The following is an 18099-nucleotide window of genomic DNA, read 5'->3' as shown; positions in this document are numbered from 1 at the left end:
GGCGGTGCTGTGGTCCAGCTTCAGCAGATCGCCGAGCACCTCCTCGGAGTGGCGCCCCTCCATCTCCCGCAGATCGGCGAGCATGCTCGTCGCCATCGCCTGCACCCGGCCGGCGGCACTCGCGCAGGCCGCCATCGCCGCGGCCCGCTGCCGCTCGCCGACCCCGAACTCTCTGGCCACCGTGCGCAGGATGTCGCGCTGGACCCCGTCGGCGGGCATCGGCGCCGCCGCGACGGCGGTGTCCACCGACGCACCGTCGCGGAGCCGGCGCGCGACGGTCGGCACCACGTCGTCCACCAGCCGTGCGATCCCGCTCTCCAGTGACCGCAGCCGGCCGTCGGTCCGCCGCGCCCGCGCCGCACAGTACGCCGCGGCGGCGGCGGCGAAGCACAGCGCGACCGACAACCCGGCGGCGGCCGCGCCCACGAGTAACCGGTCGGGGGCGGGCACCTGGAAGGTCAGCCACACCGTCACACCGCCGGTGACCACCATTGCCAGCAGTACCACGGGCAACGCGTCGATCACGGGTGAACGTTCTGGCTGGTGGGGAACGAGCTCTCGGGCTGACATCGACCAGGTCCTCACGCTCGGCTGGGGTCAGAAGATACTGGATGGCGCAAAGCGCGGAAGCCGAGTCCCACGACCGGCGATCTTGGGCCGCCGATCGGCACCGTGAACAGCGATTACCGTGCTGGCAACCGGGTTTCCGGCACAAGGCGCCCTATGGCCTGCTGTTGGTCTCTGGCATGATGATCGTCGAGCCCGTCGGCGCGGGGCTGGCGGCCGGCGAAGGGACGGCCCTGCCATGCCCGGAACGGGATCCACGGTCAACCCGAAATCTCGTTCCACACCACCAGGACCGGCCAACTTCGTGCGAAGCACGATGTCATTCCGGCGGGCGCCGCTGGATTGGCTCGGCAACCTGTTCACGACATATGGCGACGTCTGCTCGTTCCGGCTCGCCACGAACAGGATCGTGGTGCTCAACCATCCGCATCACGTCAAGCACGTGCTGCAGCAGAAGGCGGGCAACTACAACCGTTCCACCATGGCCCACAAAATGGCGCGCAACCTGTTCGGCCAGGGGCTCGCGACGGTGGAGGGCGGCCCGGAATGGCGCCGCCAGCGCCGCCTCATGCAGCCCTCGTTCCATTACCAGCGGGTCGCGTCCATGAGCGAGCACATGCTCGCGGTGATCCGTGCCCGGCTCGACCAGTGGGACGAGCTGGTCGCGTCGAACGAGGTCATCAACACCAACGAGGAGATGCGCCGGCTGACCCTGCGGGTCGTGGCGCGAGCGCTCTTCGCGTTGGAGGAGGAGAAGGTCGTCGACCGCTTCGCCCAGGCGATCGACACGATCGACCGGGAGCTCACCGCCTACATGCAGATGCCGCTGCTTCCGCTGTCGGTGCCGACCGCGGGCCACCGGCGGTTCTGGTCGAGCCACCAGATCGTCGAGGAGATCATCGACTATGTGATCACCAAGCATCTCCTGGACGAGGTCGACCGCGGCGACCTGCTTTCCATGCTCATTCAGACGGTGGACGAGGAAACCGGCGAGCGAATGTCCAACGAGCAGCTGCGCGACCAGGTTTTCGTGATGCTGTTCGCCGGGCACGAGACCGGCGCGAACGTTCTCACCTGGGTGTTCTACCGGCTCGGCCTGCATCCCGACGTGCAACAGCGGGTCCAGCAGGAGGTCGACAACGAGCTGGCCGGCCGGCCGCCGACCATCGCCGACTGCAGCAAGCTCGTATACACGCGGACCGTCGTCGACGAGGCGCAGCGCATGTATCCGCAACAATGGCAGGGTTGGCGGCGCGCCCTCGAGGACGATGAGATCGGCGGATACCGAATCCCCGCCGGCACGGACATCTTCTTCAGCCCGTATCACATGCACCGCCACCCCGACTTCTGGGAAGACCCGGACGAGTTCCGACCCGACCGGTTCATTCCCGAGGAGACCGCGAAGCGCGACCGCAGCTCCTACATCCCGTTCGGCTCCGGCCCGCACGTGTGTATCGGCAACCAGTTCGCCATGAGCGAGATGCTGCTGATCATCGCGAGCACCGTCCAGCGGTACCGCGTCGAGCTCGCCTCCCGCGAGCTCGTCGCGCCGAAGCAGCTCATCACCCTGGGACCCGACAAGCCGATCAACGTCCGCCTGATGCCGAGGAACCGGCGGAGCGGCTGAGCGATCGTCGCTTTCGGTCTACTGTGGACGGACCGGGTACGGGGCTCAGCGCGTCTGGTCCTTCAGATCGTCGGTGATCCACTGGGCGATCAGCTTGCCCGTGGTGGCAAGGGAAGCGTTGTCCCGGGCCCAGGCCACCAGGCGCTCGCCGGGCGGGCGCTCGCCGTCGAGCATGGCGATCATCTGAGCCGCCACGGCTTCGGGGGTGTACTCGGCGACCAGGCCCAGCTCGTTGTCCTCGACCAGGGTGGCGCTGGCGCCCACCCCGGCGAACAGCGCCGGGGTGCCGCACGCGGCCGCCGCATAGATCTTGGTGGCCTGGGCGAAGTCGTAGCCCTGGCCGGGCACGATGCTGGCCAGCGCGCCGGCCGCGCCGCTGATCCAGCGCGCGGCCTGTGCCGGCGGCACGACGCCGCCGAACTCCACGGCGTCCGGCGCGAGCTCGGCGGCCAGCGTGCGCAGCCCCGGCACGGCGGTGCCCTGGCCGAAGTAACGCAGGCGGGCCTCCGGGTGCTTCTCCAGCACGATCGGCATGGCGCGCACGAACACGTCCGCGCCGTGCAACTCCGACATGGTGCCCGGGTAGACGAAGTACGGGGCGTCCGGCGCGGGTGTGTCGGCCACCGGGTGGAACTGGGCGGTGTCCACGCCGTTGGCGACCACCTCGACGTTGCTCGCGCCGAGGGCACGGACGCGTTCGGCGACGCCGTCGGACACCGCGATCACGCCGCGCGCGCGGCGCAGCGCGAACTTCTCGAACGCGTGCCCCATGCGGAACACGTACTTCGGCGCGTTGATCGCGACCAGCGCGTCCGACCAGATGTCGGCGGCGTAGTAGTACAGCGGCTTGCGGCGCACCAGGCAGACCAGCGCGGCCATCGCGCCGGTGGTCGGCGGCGGCTCGGAGATCACCACGTCCGCCGGGCGCACCAGCAGCCGCAACATCATCGGGAAGTCGTAGCTGGCGTACTGCACGTAGCCGCGCACGTTGCCGCCGGCGTCGCGCAGCACCGGCCAGCGCAGCACCGTGTAGTCCGGGAACTCCTGCGTGCCGGCGTTGTCCGGCGGCCTGGTGGTGAGCACGGTGACCTCGTGGCCGGCCGCGGTCAGCCCGTCGGCCAGCGCCTTGAGCCGGAACGCGGCGGCGGCGACCTCCGGCGCGAACAGCCGGGTCACCAGGACGACCTTCATACCGCCACCGCCGCCAGTGCCGATGTCGACGCCGAGGTGGTCAGCAGCTGCTCCGCGGTGCGCAGCGTGCTCTGCCCCTCCTGCAAGGTCACGATGTCCGACCCGCGACCCAGCACCGCGTCCCGGAACTTCTCGTGCTCGGTGCGCAGCGGCTCACGCTTCTGGATCGCGAACCGGGTCACGTCGCCCTCGGCCACGCCGCGGAAGTTGGCCACCGACTCCCACTCGGTGGTGACCACGCCGTTGGCGTAGAAGGTGAGGTCGGCGGTCAGCGTGTCCGCCACGAACGCGCCCTTCTCGCCGGTCACCACGGTGACCCGCTCCTTCATCGGGGACAGCCAGTTCACCAGGTGGTTGGTGACCGTGCCGTTGGCCAGCCGGCCGGTGGCGGCCACCAGGTCCTCGTGCGGCCGGCCGGAGCGCAGCGCGACCTGCGCGGCCACCGTCACGTACTCCGACTGCGCCAGCCAGGCGGTGAGGTCGATGTCGTGCGTCGCCAGGTCCTTGACCACGCCGACGTCCGCGATCCGCGCCGGGAACGGGCCCTGGCGGCGGGTGGCGATCTGGTAGATGTCGCCGAGGTCGCCGCCCGCCATCCGCTCGCGCAGCGACTGCAGCGCCGGGTTGTACCGCTCGATGTGGCCGACCGCGCCGACCACGCCGCGCGCCGCGAACGCCTTCACCAGGCGCTCGCCGGCGTCCACGCTGTGCGCGATCGGCTTCTCGATCAGCGTGTGCACCCCGGCCACGGCCAGCGCGAGCCCGACCTCCTCGTGCATGCCGGTGGGCACCGCGCACACCGCCATGTCGATGCCGGCCGCTATCAGCTCGTGCACGTCGCCGAGCACCGGCAGGCCGCCGGCAACGTGGTGCGGGTCGCCGGTGGCGTCCGCGACCGCGACCAGCTCCAGGCCGTCCACCTCGCGCACCACCCGGGCGTGGTGGCGGCCCATCATGCCCAGGCCGATCAGGCCCACTCGCAGGTCGGCCATCTCACGCACCCGCCTTCGCCAGCGTGTTCACCGCGTGCACGATCCGGTCCCGGTCCTCGTCGTCCAGCGACGGGTGCACCGGCAGCGAGACGACCGTCCGCGCGGCCCGCTCGGTGTTCGGGAGGTCCTCCTCGCGGGCGAACGGGGCAAGCCGGTGGTTCGGGATCGGGTAGTACACGCCGGAGCCGATCTGGTGCTCCTCCTTGAGCGCGGCGACGAAGCCGTCCCGGTCCTGTGGCACCGTGATCGTGTACTGGTGGTAGACGTGCACCGCGCCGTCGGCCACCCGGGGTACGCCGACACCGGACAGGTTCCGGTCGAAGAACCGCGCGTTGGCCTGGCGGGCCTTCGTCCACCCGCCGACCTTGGTGAGCTGGACCCGCCCGATCGCCGCGTGCAGGTTGGTCATCCGGGCGTTGAAGCCGACGATCTCGTTCTCGTACTGCTTGAGCATGCCCTGGTTGCGCAGCAGGCGCAGGGTGCGCTCCCGGTCGGCGTCGCCGGTGGCGACCATGCCGCCCTCGCCGGAGGTCATGTTCTTGGTCGGGTAGAGGCTGAACATGGCGAACGCGCCGAACGTGCCGACCGGGTGGCCGTCCAGGCCGGCGCCGTGCGCCTGCGCGGCGTCCTCGTACAGCGCGAGACCGCGGGCGTCGGCGAGCGCCTGCAGGGCCGGCATGTTCGCCGGGTGGCCGTACAGGTGCACCGGCATGATGCCCTTGGTGCGCTCGGTGACCACGCTCGCCACGTGCTCCGGGTCGAGGCCGTAGTGGTCGAGCTCGATGTCGGCGAACACCGGGGTGGCGCCGGTGAGCGCGACGGAGTTCGCGGTGGCCGCGAAGGTGAACGACGGCACGATGACCTCGTCGCCGGGGCCCACGCCGGCCGCCAGCAGGCCGAGGTGCAGGCCCGCGGTGCCCGAGTTGACCGCGACCACCGGCCGGCCGTCCAGCAGCGTGGCGCTGAACTCCTGCTCGAACGCGGCGACCTCGGCACCCTGGGCCAGCATCCCGGAGCGGAGCACGGCGTCGACCGCCGCCCGTTCCTCGTCGCCGATGATCGGCTTGGCGGCCGGTATGAAGTCCTTGCTCACGGTTCTCCCGAGGTTGGGCGGAGAAATGTCGCGCCCACTGTATTTGCCGACGCGCCGGGCCCGTCGTCAGGGGGTTCGGCCTGGTACGGGTGGGCGGTCGGAAGATCGCCCGCCGATACACTGCCGCACCATGGCCGCCGACCAGCCTCGAGCCCGGATCCTCTGCATCTCCTTCTCCGACATCAACCACGACTCGCGCGTGCTCCGCCAGCTGGACGTGCTGGCCGAGCTCGGCGACGTCACCACCGTCGGGTACGGCGACGGGCCGCGGGTCGCCACCGAGCACCTGGAGATCGACGCCGGCCTGCCGTCGCTGCCGCAGACCCCGGCCGGGGTGGCCTCGCTGGCGCTGCGCCGGTACCGCCGGGTGGAGCTCGCCGCGCCGGCGGTCCGCGCCACGCTGACCGTGGTCGGCGACCGGCGCTTCGATGTGGTGGTCGCCAACGAGGCGCGCGCCATGGCGGTCGGCCTGCGGGTGGCGCACGGCGCTCCGGTGGTGGCCGACATGCACGAGTGGGCCCCGGAGGAGCGCGCGCACGTCCGTCCCTGGCGGCTGCTGGTCAAGCCGTTCATGACCGACCAGTGCGCGAGGTACCTGCCCAAGATGGCCGCGGTGACCGTCGTGAACGACTCCATCGGCAAGCTCTACCAGGAGCGCTTCGGCGTGCGCACGCACACGGTGCGCAACACGGGCGCGTTCCGCGAGCTGTCGCCCGGCGAGGTGCGCGACGGGCGGATCCGGCTGGTGCACAGCGGCGGCGCAGTGCCGGGCCGCAACATCGAGGCGCTGGTCGACGCGGTGCGCATGCTCGACGAACGGTTCACCCTGGACCTGTACCTCGTGCCCGCGCGCGACGGCGGCAAGTACCTGGACAGCCTGCGCGCGCGGATCGCCGGCGAGCCGCGCGTCACCCTGCACCCGCCGGTCGCGCCGGCGGAGCTGGTGGGCACGCTGAACGCCTACGACGTCGGCGTGTTCAGCCTGCCGCCGCTCACCCCGAACCATCGGCTGATGCTGCCGAACAAGATCTTCGACTACGTGCAGGCGCGACTCGCCGTGGTGTTCGGCTCCGCGCTGGAGACCGACCGGCTGATCACCGAGCACGAGCTGGGTGCGATCGCCGCGGACGCGTCCGCGCAGGCCCTGCACGACGTGCTCGCGCCGATGACCGAGCAGCGGGTGCGCGAGCTCAAGCACAACGCCGACCGGGCCGCCAAGGTGCTGAACTCCGTCGAGGACGCCGCGGTGACCCGCAACGTCGTCGCCGGGCTGCTGCCCGGACACCGAGCGTGACCGCCGCGGCCGGCGCGGATGGCACCGTGGCAACCGCGGTGCGGCAGCCCTCGGTGCTGCATGTCAACGAGGCCGCGTTCACCGCGCAGCGGATGATCGCCGAGGCGACGCGGCGCGGCTACGCGTGGCACCACCTGCCCAAGGCAGCTCCCGCGCAGGAGTGGCGCGGGCCGACCGGGCAGGCCAGGCGCGCGCTGATCGGCGCCGCGTGGGTGGCCCGGCTGCGGGTGCTGGCCCGGCGCCACGACATCGTGCACGTGCACTCGGCGTCCACGCTGGCACACTCCCGGCTCGGCGCGCCCCGGTACGTGCTGCACTGCCACGGCACCGACGTGCGCACCGCGCAGTACGACCCGGCGCGCGGCGGCGGCATCCGGGCCGGGCTGCGCGACGCCGAGGCGGTGTTCTACTCCACGCCGGACCTCGCGGAGCACGTGCTGGCGCACCGCGCGGATGCGGTCTACCTGCCCGTGCCGATCGACGTCGACGCCATCGCGCCCTGGGCGCCCGTGGCCGGCCGCCCGCGGGTGGTGTTCGCGTCGCGGTGGACGCCGGACAAGGACAGCACCACCCAGCTGAAGGTCGCCGCCGAGCTGGTCGCCGCGCTGGGGGAGCGGGCGGAGGTGGTCGGCCTGGACTGGGGAGCGCACGCGGCCGACGCGGCGGCGCTCGGTGTGCGGCTGGTTCCCCGCGGCGACCACGCGGACTACCTCGCGCTGCTGTCCGGCGCGCACGTCGTGGTCGGCCAGGCGGCGGGGATCCTCGCCGCCAGCGAGCTCGAGGCGCTGGCCGCCGGCACGCCGATGGTGGTGCCGGTGCCGCTGCCGCTGTATGCCGCGGCACCGCCGCCCGTGCTCGGCGGCGGTATCGGCGGCATCGGTGACGCGGTGGCGGCGGTCGTGGCGTCGCTGGCCGGCTCCGTGTCGCACGATCCGGCGACGGTCCGGCAGTGGGTGCGCGACCACCACGGCGTGGCGCACGCGGTGGACACCGTCGCGGCGGTGCACCGCGCCGTCGTGGCCGCTCGCCGGTGACCGTGACCGAGAACAAGCAGGGCGCGCTCGCCCGGATGATGCGCCCGGTCCGGCTGGACCGGCCGATCGCGACGTCACTGGCCCGCGGCGGTGTCTACAGCACGATCGGCCTGGTCGCACAGGGGATTCTGCGGTTCGCCACCTCGTTCCTGGTCGGTCACATCGCGGGCGGAGCCGTGCTCGGCGTGGTGGCGTCGGCCATCGCCATGTCGCTGACCCTGGCCCTGCTCTGGCCGACCACGACCGGCAGCGCGGCCTCGAAGTTCCTGGCCATGGCGCGTGGCGCGGGCGACACCGAGGAGACCCGGACCACCGCGGCGCACCTGCGGATGCGCACCGTGCAGGCCGGGGTGCTGCTCGGCGCGGTGTGCCTGCCGCTCTGGGTGCTGATCGACGGCGGCTCCTGGTCGGCCGCGCTCAGCGTGGCCGCGCTGACCATCGCCTACTCCGGCTACAGCTTCACCAGGGGCATCCAGTTCGGCGCGGGCCAGGTGCTGCGGGCGACCCTGTGGGACGTGACGAGCGTGCTGCTCGGCCTGGCCGGTCTGGTCGCGCTGCTGCTCGCCGGCGTGCGCGACACCGCGCTGGTGCTGCCGCTCGTGCTGACCTACGGCCTCTACACGCTCGCCAGCTGGCCGTACGGCGCGCGCGGCAGACCGGACCGGCCCCGCCGCCGCGAGCTGGACGGGTTCGTGCTGCTCGGCGCGGTCGGCACGCTGGCCAGCACCGGGTTCCTGCAGCTCTCCCAGATCGGGGCGAAGCTGGCCGCCGGCGACGCGGATGCCGGCCTGTACGCCGCGGCGATCGCGCTGGCCACCCCGGCGTCGCTGCTGGCGGCCTCGCTGACGCTGGTGCTGCTGCCGTCCATGGCCGAGGCGTGGGGCCGCAGCGACCACGCCGCCGTTCTCGCGCAGACCGACCGGGCCACCCGCGGGCTCGCCGTGACGATGGTCGCCGTCTTCGGCTCGATCATGGTGTGCAGCAGGCTGATCGTCGGGGTGGTCTGGGGTCCGACCTTCGCCGGCGCGGAGAAGCTGCTGCCCGTGCTGGTGGTCGCGGTGCTGGCCACGAACCTCTGCGTGGCCAGCGTGAGCGCGCTGAACACCCGCTCCCAGCGGGGCATGATGGTGAGCACCGCGGCCAGCATCCTCGGCATGCTGGTGGGCGTGGGGACCTGGTTTCTGGTGGCGCCGCGGATGGGCCTGACCGGCGTCGCGCTCGGCTACCTGTGCGGCACCGTGGTGATCGCGACGATCCCGATCGGCGTGGTGTGGCGCACGGACGGCCACCGGTGGGGCCGGGTGTACGGCAAGGTCGCGCTCGGCCTGGTGGTGGCGGTGGCGATGGTCGTGGTGGAGCACCTCGCCCACCTGCCGCTGCTGCTCGACCCGGTGTTCGCGGCAGGGTTCCTGGCGATGTGGTGGCTGCTGAACCGCGCGGAGGTCGCGAAGCTGCCGATCCCGGGGCTCCGGCGCCGTTGAGCGGCGGCCCCGGAATCGGCAGCCCTCAGGCGTTCCGCTTGTAGAGGAAGAAGGATGACATCACGTCGAGGTCCGCGGGCGGGTCGAGCCGCCGCTCCAGCACCCACTGCGGACGCTCCCGCTCGACCCAGCGGGTGAAGTCGCGGTGCCGCTCGTGCGGTACCTGCTCGTCGTCGTCGGTGTCGTTGCTGCAGATGACCACGTATCGCTCGGCGCTGTCGAACAGCCGGGTCATGTAGTCCTCGAAGACCTCGTCCTCGATCAGGTGGAAGATCACCTCCATGGAGAGGGCGAGGTCGCCGCGCAGCCAGCCGGCCGGGTCGGCCAGGGTGTCCGGGGTGTACTGGAGGAAGCTCTTGGTCTTGTCGTCGCGGAACCGCTCGACGCACATGCGCACCGCGGTGGCCGACGGGTCGAGGCCGAGGTACCGGGGGTACTTGGCGAGCGAGAGCTGGTTGCCGTCACCGCAGCCGAAGTCGACGACCGAGGTCACGCCGAGCTCGGCCACCCAGTCGTTGACGGTCTCGGCCTTCCATTCGGCTTGCCTGCCGTAGGAGCCGGCGCCGGACGTGCCGCCCTTCGCGTAGCGGCTCTCCCAGTACTCCGTGGTGCCCTTGAAGGCACGCTTGCGCACCTGGAGCACCAACGGGTTCCGGCTCAATGTCGTCACAACGGATCGAATCCTCACGGACGAGGACCCTAGCGCAGCCGCCCGGCCACCCGATCAGGTCACCCGGTCGGCGTGGACTCCGTGAGAGCGCCGTCGGCCTCGGTGTAGGTCGTGCCGGTCAGCGGGCACACCCAGTGCGCACCGTCATGCGCACCGTCCTGGCGCAGCGGCGCGCCGGCCTTGCCGACCCAGCCGATCCGGCGCGCCGGAACCCCCGCCACCAGCGCGAAGTCGGGCACGTCCCGGGTCACCACGGCGCCGGCGGCAACGGTCGCCCACGCGCCGATCCGGACCGGCGCCACGCACACCGCGCGGGCACCGATCGCGGCGCCCTCGGCGATGGTCACGCCGACCGGCGCCCAGTCCGAGGCGCTCTTCTGGCTGCCGTCCGGGTTCACCGCGCGCGGGTAGGTGTCGTTGGTGAGCACCACCGCGGGGCCGATGAACACGCCGGCGGCCAGCACGGCCGGCTCGTACACCAGCGCATCGTTCTGGATCTTGCAGTTGTCGCCGACCCGTACCCCGGTGCCGATGTACGCGCCGCGCCCGACGATGCAGTTCTCGCCGAGCTCGGCGTCCCCGCGCACCTCCGCCAGGTGCCAGATCTTGGTGCCCGCGCCGAGCTTCGCGTTCTGCGCGACGTCGGCGCTGTCCGATACGAACGCCATGGTGCTCACGCCTTTCCGATCGCCCGGTAGGTGACGCCCGGCCAGCGGTCGGCGGTGCTGATCCGGCGGCCGTCGACGATGGTGGCGATGCCGGGCAGGTCGTCCGGTCCCAGCCGGGTGTACTCGGCGTGGTTGGCCTGCACGACCGCGGCGTCGGCCTTGTCGCCGAGGTGGTAGGGCTCGAAGCCGAGCGCGCGCAGCTCGTCGTCGGTGTACATCGGGTCGTGCACCAGCACGGTCGCCTGCCGGTCGCGCAGCGCCCGAACGGTGGCGAACACCCCGGAGAACGCGGTCTCCTTCACCCCACCCCGGTAGGCGGCGCCGAGCACGACCACCCGCTGCCCGGTCAGCTCGCCGTGCGCACCCTCGAGCAGGCCGACCGTGTAGTCCGGCATGCCGGCATTCGCCTCCCGGGCCGCGCGCACCACGCTCGCCTCGGGGTCGTTCCACAGGTACAGCCGCGGGTACACCGGGATGCAGTGCCCGCCGACCGCGATCCCCGGCTGGTGGATGTGGCTGTACGGCTGCGAGTTCGACGCCTCGATCACCTGGTACACGTCGATCCCCGCGGTCGCGGCGTACCGCGCGAACTGGTTGGCCAGGCCGATGTTCACATCGCGATAGGTCGTCTCGGCGAGCTTCGCCAGCTCGCTCGCCTCCGCCGAGCCGAGGTCCCACACGCCGTTCGGGCGGGCCAGGTCCGGGCGGTCGTCGAAGTCCAGCACGGCCTCGTAGAACTCCGTGGCCCGCGCGGCGCCGGCCGCGGACAGGCCGCCGATCAGCTTCGGGTACTTGCGCAGGTCCTCGAACACCCGGCCGGTGAGCACCCGCTCCGGCGAGAACACCAGGTGGAAGTCGACTCCCTCGACCAGCCCGGACCCCTTCTCCAGCATCGGCTTCCACCGCTCGCGGGTGGTGCCGACCGGCAGCGTGGTCTCGTAGGACACCAGGGTGCCCGCGGTGAGGTGGCGCGCCAGCTCCTCGGTGGCCGCGTCCATCCAGGCGAAGTCCGGCCGCGCGTCGTCGTCCACGAACAGCGGCACCACGAGCACCACCGCGTCCGCGCCGGGAACGGCGCCGGCGTAGTCGGTGGTGGCGCGCAGCGCGCCGGAGGGCACCAGCTCGTTGAGCCTGTCCCGCAGGTGCGACTCGCCGGGGAACGGCTCGACCGCGCGGTTGACCAGGTCCACGACCTCGGCGTTCACGTCGACGCCGACCACCTCGTGGCCCTTGGCGGCGAACTGCACGGCGAGCGGAAGACCGATCTTCCCCAGGGCAATGACAGCGATCTTCACCGAAGGAATCCCCATCCGGACATAGCGTGGTGAGCGCGCCCATGACGCGCGGGAGTCGCCCCGCAGCTTAAGAGGTCGCGCAGATAGGCCTGACGGCGCCCACCGCGCCGAGGTGGCGCCTCGCGGCAATCTGGATCCCCGGCAAACGTCAAACAACCTCGAACTCACGACACTAGCTGCGCGACCTCTGAACGTCACGCTCGGCTAGCCTGGTCACCGGGGCACATACCGTGCGCCGGCCCTCGTGACCCAGGAGAGCACCCGGTGACCAGGTGAACCCGCCCGCCGGTAACCTGCCCGGGGCCGACTTGGCCCACCCAGTGTCACCGAGGCCACCTGGAGGCGACGTGGCGGACCAGCAGGACGTGTGGCTGGTGGTACCCGTCTACAACGAAGCGACGGTCATCGCCGGCGTGGTCCAGGAGGCACGCAAGACCTTCCCGAACGTGGTCTGCGTGGACGACGGCAGCAAGGACGGCTCCGCGGACCTCATTCGGCGCAGCGGCGCCCATCTGGTGCGTCACCCGGTCAACCTCGGCCAGGGCGCGGCCATCCAGACCGGCGTCGAGTACGCCCGCGCCCAGCCGGGCGCGCAGTACTTCGTCACCTTCGACGCGGACGGGCAGCACCAGGTGGAGGACGTCGGGCGGATGGTTCAGCGGCTGCGCGACGAGCCGCTGGACATCGTGGTCGGCACCCGGTTCCACGGCGACACCGAGCACATCCCGTTTATCAAGCGGTTCGTGCTCAAGACCGTGGTGATGTTGTCGCCCACCCTGCGCAAGCTCGAGCTCACCGACGCGCACAACGGCCTTCGGGTGTTCACCAAGAAGGTCGCCGACGACCTGAACATCACGCTGAACGGCATGGGCCACGCGTCGCAGATCGTGGAGATGATCGCGCGGAGGGGATGGCGGGTGGGCGAGGAGCCGGTGACCATCCTGTACACCGAGTACTCCATGGCCAAGGGCCAGTCGATGATCAACGGGGTGAACATCCTGTTCGACACCCTGCTGCGGACGAACGCCAGGAGGTAGCCACCATGCTGATCCAGTACCTGCTCATTCTGGCCGTGGTACTGCTGCTCGTGTTCTTCCTCCGCCACCACGGCACCAGCAGGGCGGGCGCCAGCGTCAAGATCGGGTTCGCGCTGTTCCTGGTGTTCGGGGTGTTCGCGGTGCTGGCGCCGGACCAGGTCAGCAAGCTGGCCGTGATGGTCGGCGTCGGCCGCGGCACCGACCTGGTGCTCTACGCACTGGTGGTCGCCTTCGGCTTCGCCAACATCAACACGTACCTGCGGTTCAAGGAGATCGAGCTGCGCTACGCCCGGCTCGCTCGCGCCGTCGCGCTGCGCAGTGCCGAGAGCCCCGAGCAGTCCGACACCGAGAACGACGGCTACTTGCGCCAGACCTGAGCTGCCCCCGGGCCTGAGCCGCTAGGCCAGCTTGCGGAAGTACTCCACCGTGCGGTGGACGCCCTCGGCGACGTCCACCTCGGGGTGCCAGCCGAGCTCGGCCGCCGCGGCGCTCGCGTCCAGGGCCGAGGCGCGCAGGTCGCCCAGGCGTGCGGGGGCGAGCTCCGGCTCGTCGGGTGCGTTCGCGGCGCGCGCGACCAGGGTGTGCAGCTCGCGGTCGGAGGTCTGCACGCCGGTGCCGATGTTGTAGCGCCGGCCGCCGCCCACGGAGCCGGCCGCCGCGACGAACGCGGACACCACATCGCCCACGTACACGTAGTCGCGGGTGTTGCCGCCGTCGCCGAACACCTTCGTGGGCCGGCCGGCCAGCAGCGCCCCGGTGAAGATGGCCACCACGCCCGCCTCGCCGTGCGGGTCCTGCCGCGGGCCGTACACGTTGGCCAGCGCGAGATGCGTGCAGTCCAGGCCGTACAGCTCACGGTAGGCGTTCAGGTAGACCTCCGCGGACACCTTGCTGGCCGCGTACTGGACCTTCGGGTTGACCGGCGTGCTCTCGGCGATCGGCAGGTCCTCGGGCGTGCCGTAGATGGAGCCGCCGGAGGACGCGAACACCACCTTGCGCACGCCGGCCTTGCGTGCCGCCTCGGCCACCGCGATGGTGCCCAGCACGTTGCGGGTGGCGTCGTCCAGCGGGTCGGTCACACTGTGCCGCACGTCGATCTGCGCGGCGAGGTGGTAGACGACCTCGGGCGCCGCGCCGGCGACGGCGGCGGCCAGCTCGGGGTCGTTGATGTCCAGCTCGTGCACGGTGAGCCGGCCGGTGTCCAGCGCGTCGGCCAGGTTCGCGCGGCTGTCCCGGGACAGGTTGTCCACCACGGCGACCTCGTGCCCGTTCGAGATCAGCCGGTCGACCAGCGTGGAGCCGATGAAACCGGCACCGCCGGTAACCAAGGTGCGCACAGGCGTTCCTCACGAGTCGAGAGTCGCGGACGCCACATAGTACGGGCGAGCGCCCGGTCACGCGGCAGCGTGGCACCGACGCGCCACCGGCAGCACCGCCATTATTTGCGGCCGTCGGACCAACCGTCGGTACCGGCCAAGCGTCACTCTGCCGAACACATCGGAAGGCCTGACCTATGCGCGTCCTCGTCGTCAGCACCTGGTTCCCCACGGCGGACCGGCCTGGCGTCGCACCGTTCAACGTGGCACATGCCGGCGCCATCGCCCGAACCCACGATGTCGAGGTCGTGCACCTGCGGCTCGGTGGCACCGGCCGGATCCAGGAGCGCGAGGTCGCCGGGCTGCCGGTGACGGAGCTGCCGGCCACGCCGGCCGCGATGCTCGCCGGTTACCGGGAGCTGCGGCGACTGGCGCGAGGCGCGGACGTGGTGCACAGCATGGCGTTCAGCACGCTCGGCGTCCTCGCCCCGCTGTTCCCGGTCGTCGGCGGGCGCTGGGTGCACACCGAGCACTGGAGCGGGGTCGCCTTTCCCGACCGGGTCGGCGGCGCGTGGCCGCACCTGGCCGGCGCGCGGCATCTGTTGCGGCTGCCGCGCCGGGTCGGTGCCGTGTCCAGCGTTCTGGCCGACACGGTCGCGAAGTTCGCCAGACGGGACGCGGTCGAGGTGATCCCGTGCGTGGTGGCCGACCGGTTTCAACCGGCGCCGCAGCCTTCCTGGACCCCGCTGAAGCTCGTCGCGGTCGGCGGTCTGGTCGCGGGGAAGCGCCCGGTACTGGCGGTGGACACGATGCGGGAGCTGGTGGACACCGGGACGGACGCCACCCTGACCTGGGTCGGTGACGGTGTGCTGCGTGGCGAGGTCGAGCGCCGCATCGCCGAGCTCGGGCTCGCCGACCGGGTCCACCTGGCCGGCGCGGTCCGGCCCGACGAGGTGGCCGACCATCTGCGCGCGGCGAACCTGTTCTTCCTCCCGACGGCCTTCGAGACGTTCCTGGCCGCGGGTGCCGAAGCCATCGCCTGCGGCCGCCCGGTGGTGCTGCCGGGCACCGGCGGGTTCACCGACTACGTGACGGACGCCAACGGGGTGCTCACCGAACAGGACGATCCGACGGCCTTGGCGATGGGGGTCCGGCGGGCGCGCGACAGGTTCGCCGACGTTTCCGCTGACACCATCCGTGCGACGGTGATCCCGCGGTTCGGCGCGGCCGCGATCGCGGACCGCTTCGACGAGTTCTACCGCCACCTGGGGTAGTGGTCCACCGCTCCAGCAGCGTCCGCACGGTGTTCTCGGCGCCCGGCCGGTGCCAGCCGCGGGTGGGCCAGCAGCACCACGGGCTTGCCGACCTTGGCGATGCCGTCGACGATGGCGCGCCGCCGCCGCGGGTCGTCCGTGTTGTCCGGCCGGTGGACGGTCGCCACGTGGTACCCGCCCGGCCGGACCGGCGCGGCCGGTGCCGGCGGGGTTGCCCGCGACCTGGAGTTGGTGTCGCCGTACACCAGCACCGAGTCCGGTGCGGGGATGCCGAGCTCGGCGAAGAACACGTCGCTCATGTTGTGGTCGTAGTGCTGGCCGGTGTGTGCGATCAGCTGGTCGGCCTTGCCCCGCATCGCCCACGCGATCGGCGCGAGACAACCGCGGGCGCGTTCGACGGTGTTCAGGATTCGCTTGCCCGCAGCCTATCGTCGGCATTCAGCACGCCGTGATCCGGAACAGCCGGGCCCCGGACCCTTCGTGGTCGATCTCGGTCAGCCCCGGGTTGGTGCCCAGCGAGTCGAGACCGTCGAAGTGGATGTCGCGGTTGTGCACCTGGGGCCCGTCGAAGTCCAGGACGTAGTAGCTGCGCAGCTCGCGGATGGTGGCGCAGACCTCGGGATCGGTGCCGATCTCGTCGAGGTTGTCCATCACGTCCAGGATCTCCGGGGGAATCGTGCCGCCGACGTGCGGGGTGAGCATGCGCCTGCCGGCGACGGCATAGGCGAGGGCCGTGCCGGTCCACGGGTTGCCGATGACGGAGTCGCCCTCGGGGATCTCCTCGTCGAGCCGGTCGAGCAGGTCGCGTTCGTCCGGGGAGAGCACGGGGGACTCCTCGGTCGGGGTGTAGCTGGCCTGCCCGCGGCCCACCGCGTAGTTGACCGAGCTGTACTGGCCGACGACCCCGATGACGGCGGCGACGACGAACGCGGCCACGGCGGCGGCCGGGCCGGCCGTCGGCGTGGAGCGCAGCCGTTCGAACGCGGGGCGGCGCGCGGCCAGCAGGTCGACGGTGCGGGTGAACAGCCAGACGGCGGCGATCGCGCTGAGCACGACGGTGATCACCGGCAGCTGCCCGGCCAGCCGGAACGAGTCGTTGTACCAGACACCCGTGACGAAGTTGCGCAACGGGCCGCTCGGCATCGCCGCGACGATGACGTACAGGCTCGCGGCGATCAGGTAGGTGCCCAGCACCCACCAGCTGAGCTGCCTGCGCATGACCAGGCCGGCGGCGACGAGCGTCAGCAGCAGCACGACCCAGGTCGGGCCCTGCGCGGAGAAGCCCGCGCTGAGGATCTTCCCGATCGCCTGGGGCATGGTCTCGATGGGTGGCCACCAGGTCTTGTCACCGGGACGCAGCCGGTCCCACAGCACGACGCCGAACAGGAGGTAGCCGAGCATCAGCACCACGACGCTCCAGTACCGCAGCGCGGCGGCCCGCCCGACGGCCAGGATGCGGCGGTACCGCACGAGCGCGACGACGAGGATCGGCACCGCGAACACCAGCAGCGCCATGAGCGTGCTCGGATGCGCGAGGGCGATGCCCGCCGCAGCGATTGCCAGTCCCAGCGCGGCGAGCCACCGCGGGGTGCCGCCTCGGATGCCGACGCCGGTCGCCATGGCGATCAGCGCGATCCCCGCGGGCAGCAGCGCCAGGGACAGGAAGAACGGGTAGAGCACGCCGAAGTCGACCATCAGGTAGGGGAACGCGCCGAACACCGAGGACAGCGCGCCGGCGAACAGCAGCGGCACCGGCCGGGTGCCGGTGACCCGGGTGGTGAGGAAGATGCACGAGATCGGCCAGACCAGGGCGCCGACGACCAGGGTCACCGCGTTCACCGCCGCGGGGATGGACACGCCGGCCACCTGCACGACGAGGCTCACCAGGTCGTGCCATGCCGCCGGGTAGCTCGCCGGGGAGGCGCCGTTGCTGTACATCCCGCCCATGGTGAGCGAGGACCCCGACCCGCTCTCCAGGATGTAGCGGATCGCGTTGAGGTGGAAGACGTTGTCGTAGGTCTGGGAGATGTTCTCCGGGGCGCCGATCATCCTGGTCAGGCCGCGGGTGAGCAGCAGCGCGGGGATGAGCAGCGCGCCGAGGTGCACCAGCAGCGGCCACCGGGACCGTACGGGCCTCGCCGCGTGGTCCCGGACGGCCAGGGTGGTCGGCGTGAGCTTGCGCAGAACCAGCCCGACCGCGGCGAGCGCGAGCGCCGGGACGACCACGACCAGCACGTTCCACCGCAGCCCGACCAGTGGTCCGAGCACCGCCGTGATCGCGATCAGGCTGACCGAGAACGGGGCGGCCATGCCGACGGCGACGAGGCCGGTCACGGCCCAGCTCCGCAGGACCAGGTAGCCGGGCAGGAAGACGATGGCAGCGGTACACGCCAAGGCAGGCGTCAGCTGCCACCAACTCATGTGTCCTCCTCCGTACGGCCCGTTCGAATGCTCGTCCGTCCCCCAGGAAAGACGAGCGGCTCCGCGCAGATGAGTTGTCGGAACGATGCCGATTCGGAGGAGCCGCGGGCAGACTAGCAACCGGCGGACGGGGCCGGAC

At 71.6% G+C, this 18099-nt stretch carries 16 protein-coding genes and 1 pseudogene; 7 read left to right on the top strand and 10 right to left on the bottom strand.

Features of this window, described 5'->3' with window-relative positions; all coding sequences use genetic code 11:
* Nucleotides 1–525: pseudogene (locus tag GEV28_RS15780) on the bottom strand (ATP-binding protein); the annotation flags it as partial.
* A gap of 346 nt (nt 526–871) precedes the next feature.
* Between GEV28_RS15780 and GEV28_RS15775 the strand changes: the two are divergent.
* A complete protein-coding gene (locus GEV28_RS15775) occupies nt 872–2194 on the top strand; it encodes a cytochrome P450 (protein WP_291412820.1) in 1323 nt (440 codons plus the stop codon).
* Nucleotides 2195–2239: 45 nt separating this feature from the next.
* On the opposite strand, the gene GEV28_RS15770 is transcribed toward GEV28_RS15775, so the two are convergent.
* The 3 genes from GEV28_RS15770 to GEV28_RS15760 are packed head-to-tail and all read right to left on the bottom strand — an operon-like array spanning nt 2240 to nt 5470.
* A complete protein-coding gene (locus tag GEV28_RS15770) occupies nt 2240–3385 on the bottom strand; it encodes a glycosyltransferase family 4 protein (protein WP_291412819.1) in 1146 nt (381 codons plus the stop codon).
* Nucleotides 3382–4377: a Gfo/Idh/MocA family oxidoreductase gene (locus GEV28_RS15765; RefSeq protein WP_291412818.1), complete on the bottom strand. Its 996-nt coding sequence runs from the start codon at nt 4375–4377 to the stop codon at nt 3382–3384. The genes GEV28_RS15770 and GEV28_RS15765 overlap by 4 nt, the downstream gene beginning before the upstream one ends.
* Before the next feature lies 1 nt (nt 4378).
* The gene (locus GEV28_RS15760; protein ID WP_291412817.1) at nt 4379–5470 is read right to left on the bottom strand and encodes a DegT/DnrJ/EryC1/StrS aminotransferase family protein; all 1092 of its coding nucleotides are present in this window, start codon (nt 5468–5470) and stop codon (nt 4379–4381) included.
* Nucleotides 5471–5600: 130 nt separating this feature from the next.
* Here GEV28_RS15760 and GEV28_RS15755 point away from each other — a divergent pair, with 130 nt between their 5' ends.
* From GEV28_RS15755 to GEV28_RS15745, 3 genes are read left to right on the top strand one after another with little or no spacing between them, the layout of a single operon-like run.
* Nucleotides 5601–6764: a glycosyltransferase gene (locus GEV28_RS15755; protein WP_291412816.1), complete on the top strand. Its 1164-nt coding sequence runs from the start codon at nt 5601–5603 to the stop codon at nt 6762–6764.
* A 26-nt stretch (nt 6765–6790) separates the two neighbouring features.
* Nucleotides 6791–7798 (top strand): hypothetical protein, encoded by a 1008-nt coding sequence (locus GEV28_RS15750; RefSeq protein ID WP_291412815.1) that lies wholly within the window; start codon nt 6791–6793, stop codon nt 7796–7798.
* On the top strand, nt 7795–9279 hold the full coding sequence (locus tag GEV28_RS15745) for a hypothetical protein (protein ID WP_291412814.1): 1485 nt from the start codon (nt 7795–7797) through the stop codon (nt 9277–9279). The genes GEV28_RS15750 and GEV28_RS15745 overlap by 4 nt, the downstream gene beginning before the upstream one ends.
* 25 nt (nt 9280–9304) lie before the next feature.
* Here the strand turns inward: GEV28_RS15745 and GEV28_RS15740 are convergent, their stop codons facing one another.
* From GEV28_RS15740 to GEV28_RS15730, 3 genes are all read right to left on the bottom strand, one after another.
* A complete protein-coding gene (locus tag GEV28_RS15740) occupies nt 9305–9913 on the bottom strand; it encodes a methyltransferase domain-containing protein (RefSeq protein WP_291412813.1) in 609 nt (202 codons plus the stop codon).
* Between the two features lie 95 nt (nt 9914–10008).
* Complete coding sequence (locus GEV28_RS15735; protein WP_291412812.1) at nt 10009–10617, bottom strand: acyltransferase; 609 nt, start codon at nt 10615–10617, stop codon at nt 10009–10011.
* A gap of 5 nt (nt 10618–10622) precedes the next feature.
* Complete coding sequence (locus GEV28_RS15730; RefSeq protein WP_291412811.1) at nt 10623–11912, bottom strand: nucleotide sugar dehydrogenase; 1290 nt, start codon at nt 11910–11912, stop codon at nt 10623–10625.
* 347 nt (nt 11913–12259) lie between these two features.
* On the opposite strand from GEV28_RS15730, the gene GEV28_RS15725 reads away from it, so the two are divergent.
* On the top strand, nt 12260–12949 hold the full coding sequence (locus GEV28_RS15725; RefSeq protein WP_291412810.1) for a glycosyltransferase family 2 protein: 690 nt from the start codon (nt 12260–12262) through the stop codon (nt 12947–12949).
* 5 nt (nt 12950–12954) lie between these two features.
* Entirely contained in the window at nt 12955–13326 is a 372-nt protein-coding gene (locus GEV28_RS15720) for a DUF2304 domain-containing protein (RefSeq protein WP_291412809.1), read from the top strand.
* A 21-nt stretch (nt 13327–13347) separates the two neighbouring features.
* Here the strand turns inward: GEV28_RS15720 and GEV28_RS15715 are convergent, their stop codons facing one another.
* Nucleotides 13348–14286, bottom strand: coding sequence for an NAD-dependent epimerase/dehydratase family protein (locus GEV28_RS15715; RefSeq protein ID WP_291412808.1), 939 nt, complete (start codon nt 14284–14286; stop codon nt 13348–13350).
* Nucleotides 14287–14462: 176 nt separating this feature from the next.
* On the opposite strand from GEV28_RS15715, the gene GEV28_RS15710 reads away from it, so the two are divergent.
* Complete coding sequence (locus GEV28_RS15710) at nt 14463–15539, top strand: glycosyltransferase (RefSeq protein WP_291412807.1); 1077 nt, start codon at nt 14463–14465, stop codon at nt 15537–15539.
* Here the strand turns inward: GEV28_RS15710 and GEV28_RS15705 are convergent.
* Nucleotides 15521–15895 (bottom strand): hypothetical protein, encoded by a 375-nt coding sequence (locus GEV28_RS15705; RefSeq protein ID WP_291412806.1) that lies wholly within the window; start codon nt 15893–15895, stop codon nt 15521–15523. The genes GEV28_RS15710 and GEV28_RS15705 overlap by 19 nt on opposite strands.
* Before the next feature lie 82 nt (nt 15896–15977).
* Nucleotides 15978–17960, bottom strand: a complete 1983-nt coding sequence (locus tag GEV28_RS15700; protein ID WP_291412805.1) for a DUF6541 family protein — start codon at nt 17958–17960, stop codon at nt 15978–15980.
* Between the last annotated feature and the right edge of the window lie 139 nt (nt 17961–18099).

The sequence above is a fragment of the Actinophytocola sp. genome (assembly GCF_009379765.1).
In the GTDB taxonomy this organism is placed as follows: Bacteria; Actinomycetota; Actinomycetes; order Mycobacteriales; family Pseudonocardiaceae; genus Actinophytocola.
The sequence above is the reverse complement of the archived record's forward strand: the minus strand, read 5'-3'. Positions and strand labels throughout refer to the sequence as shown.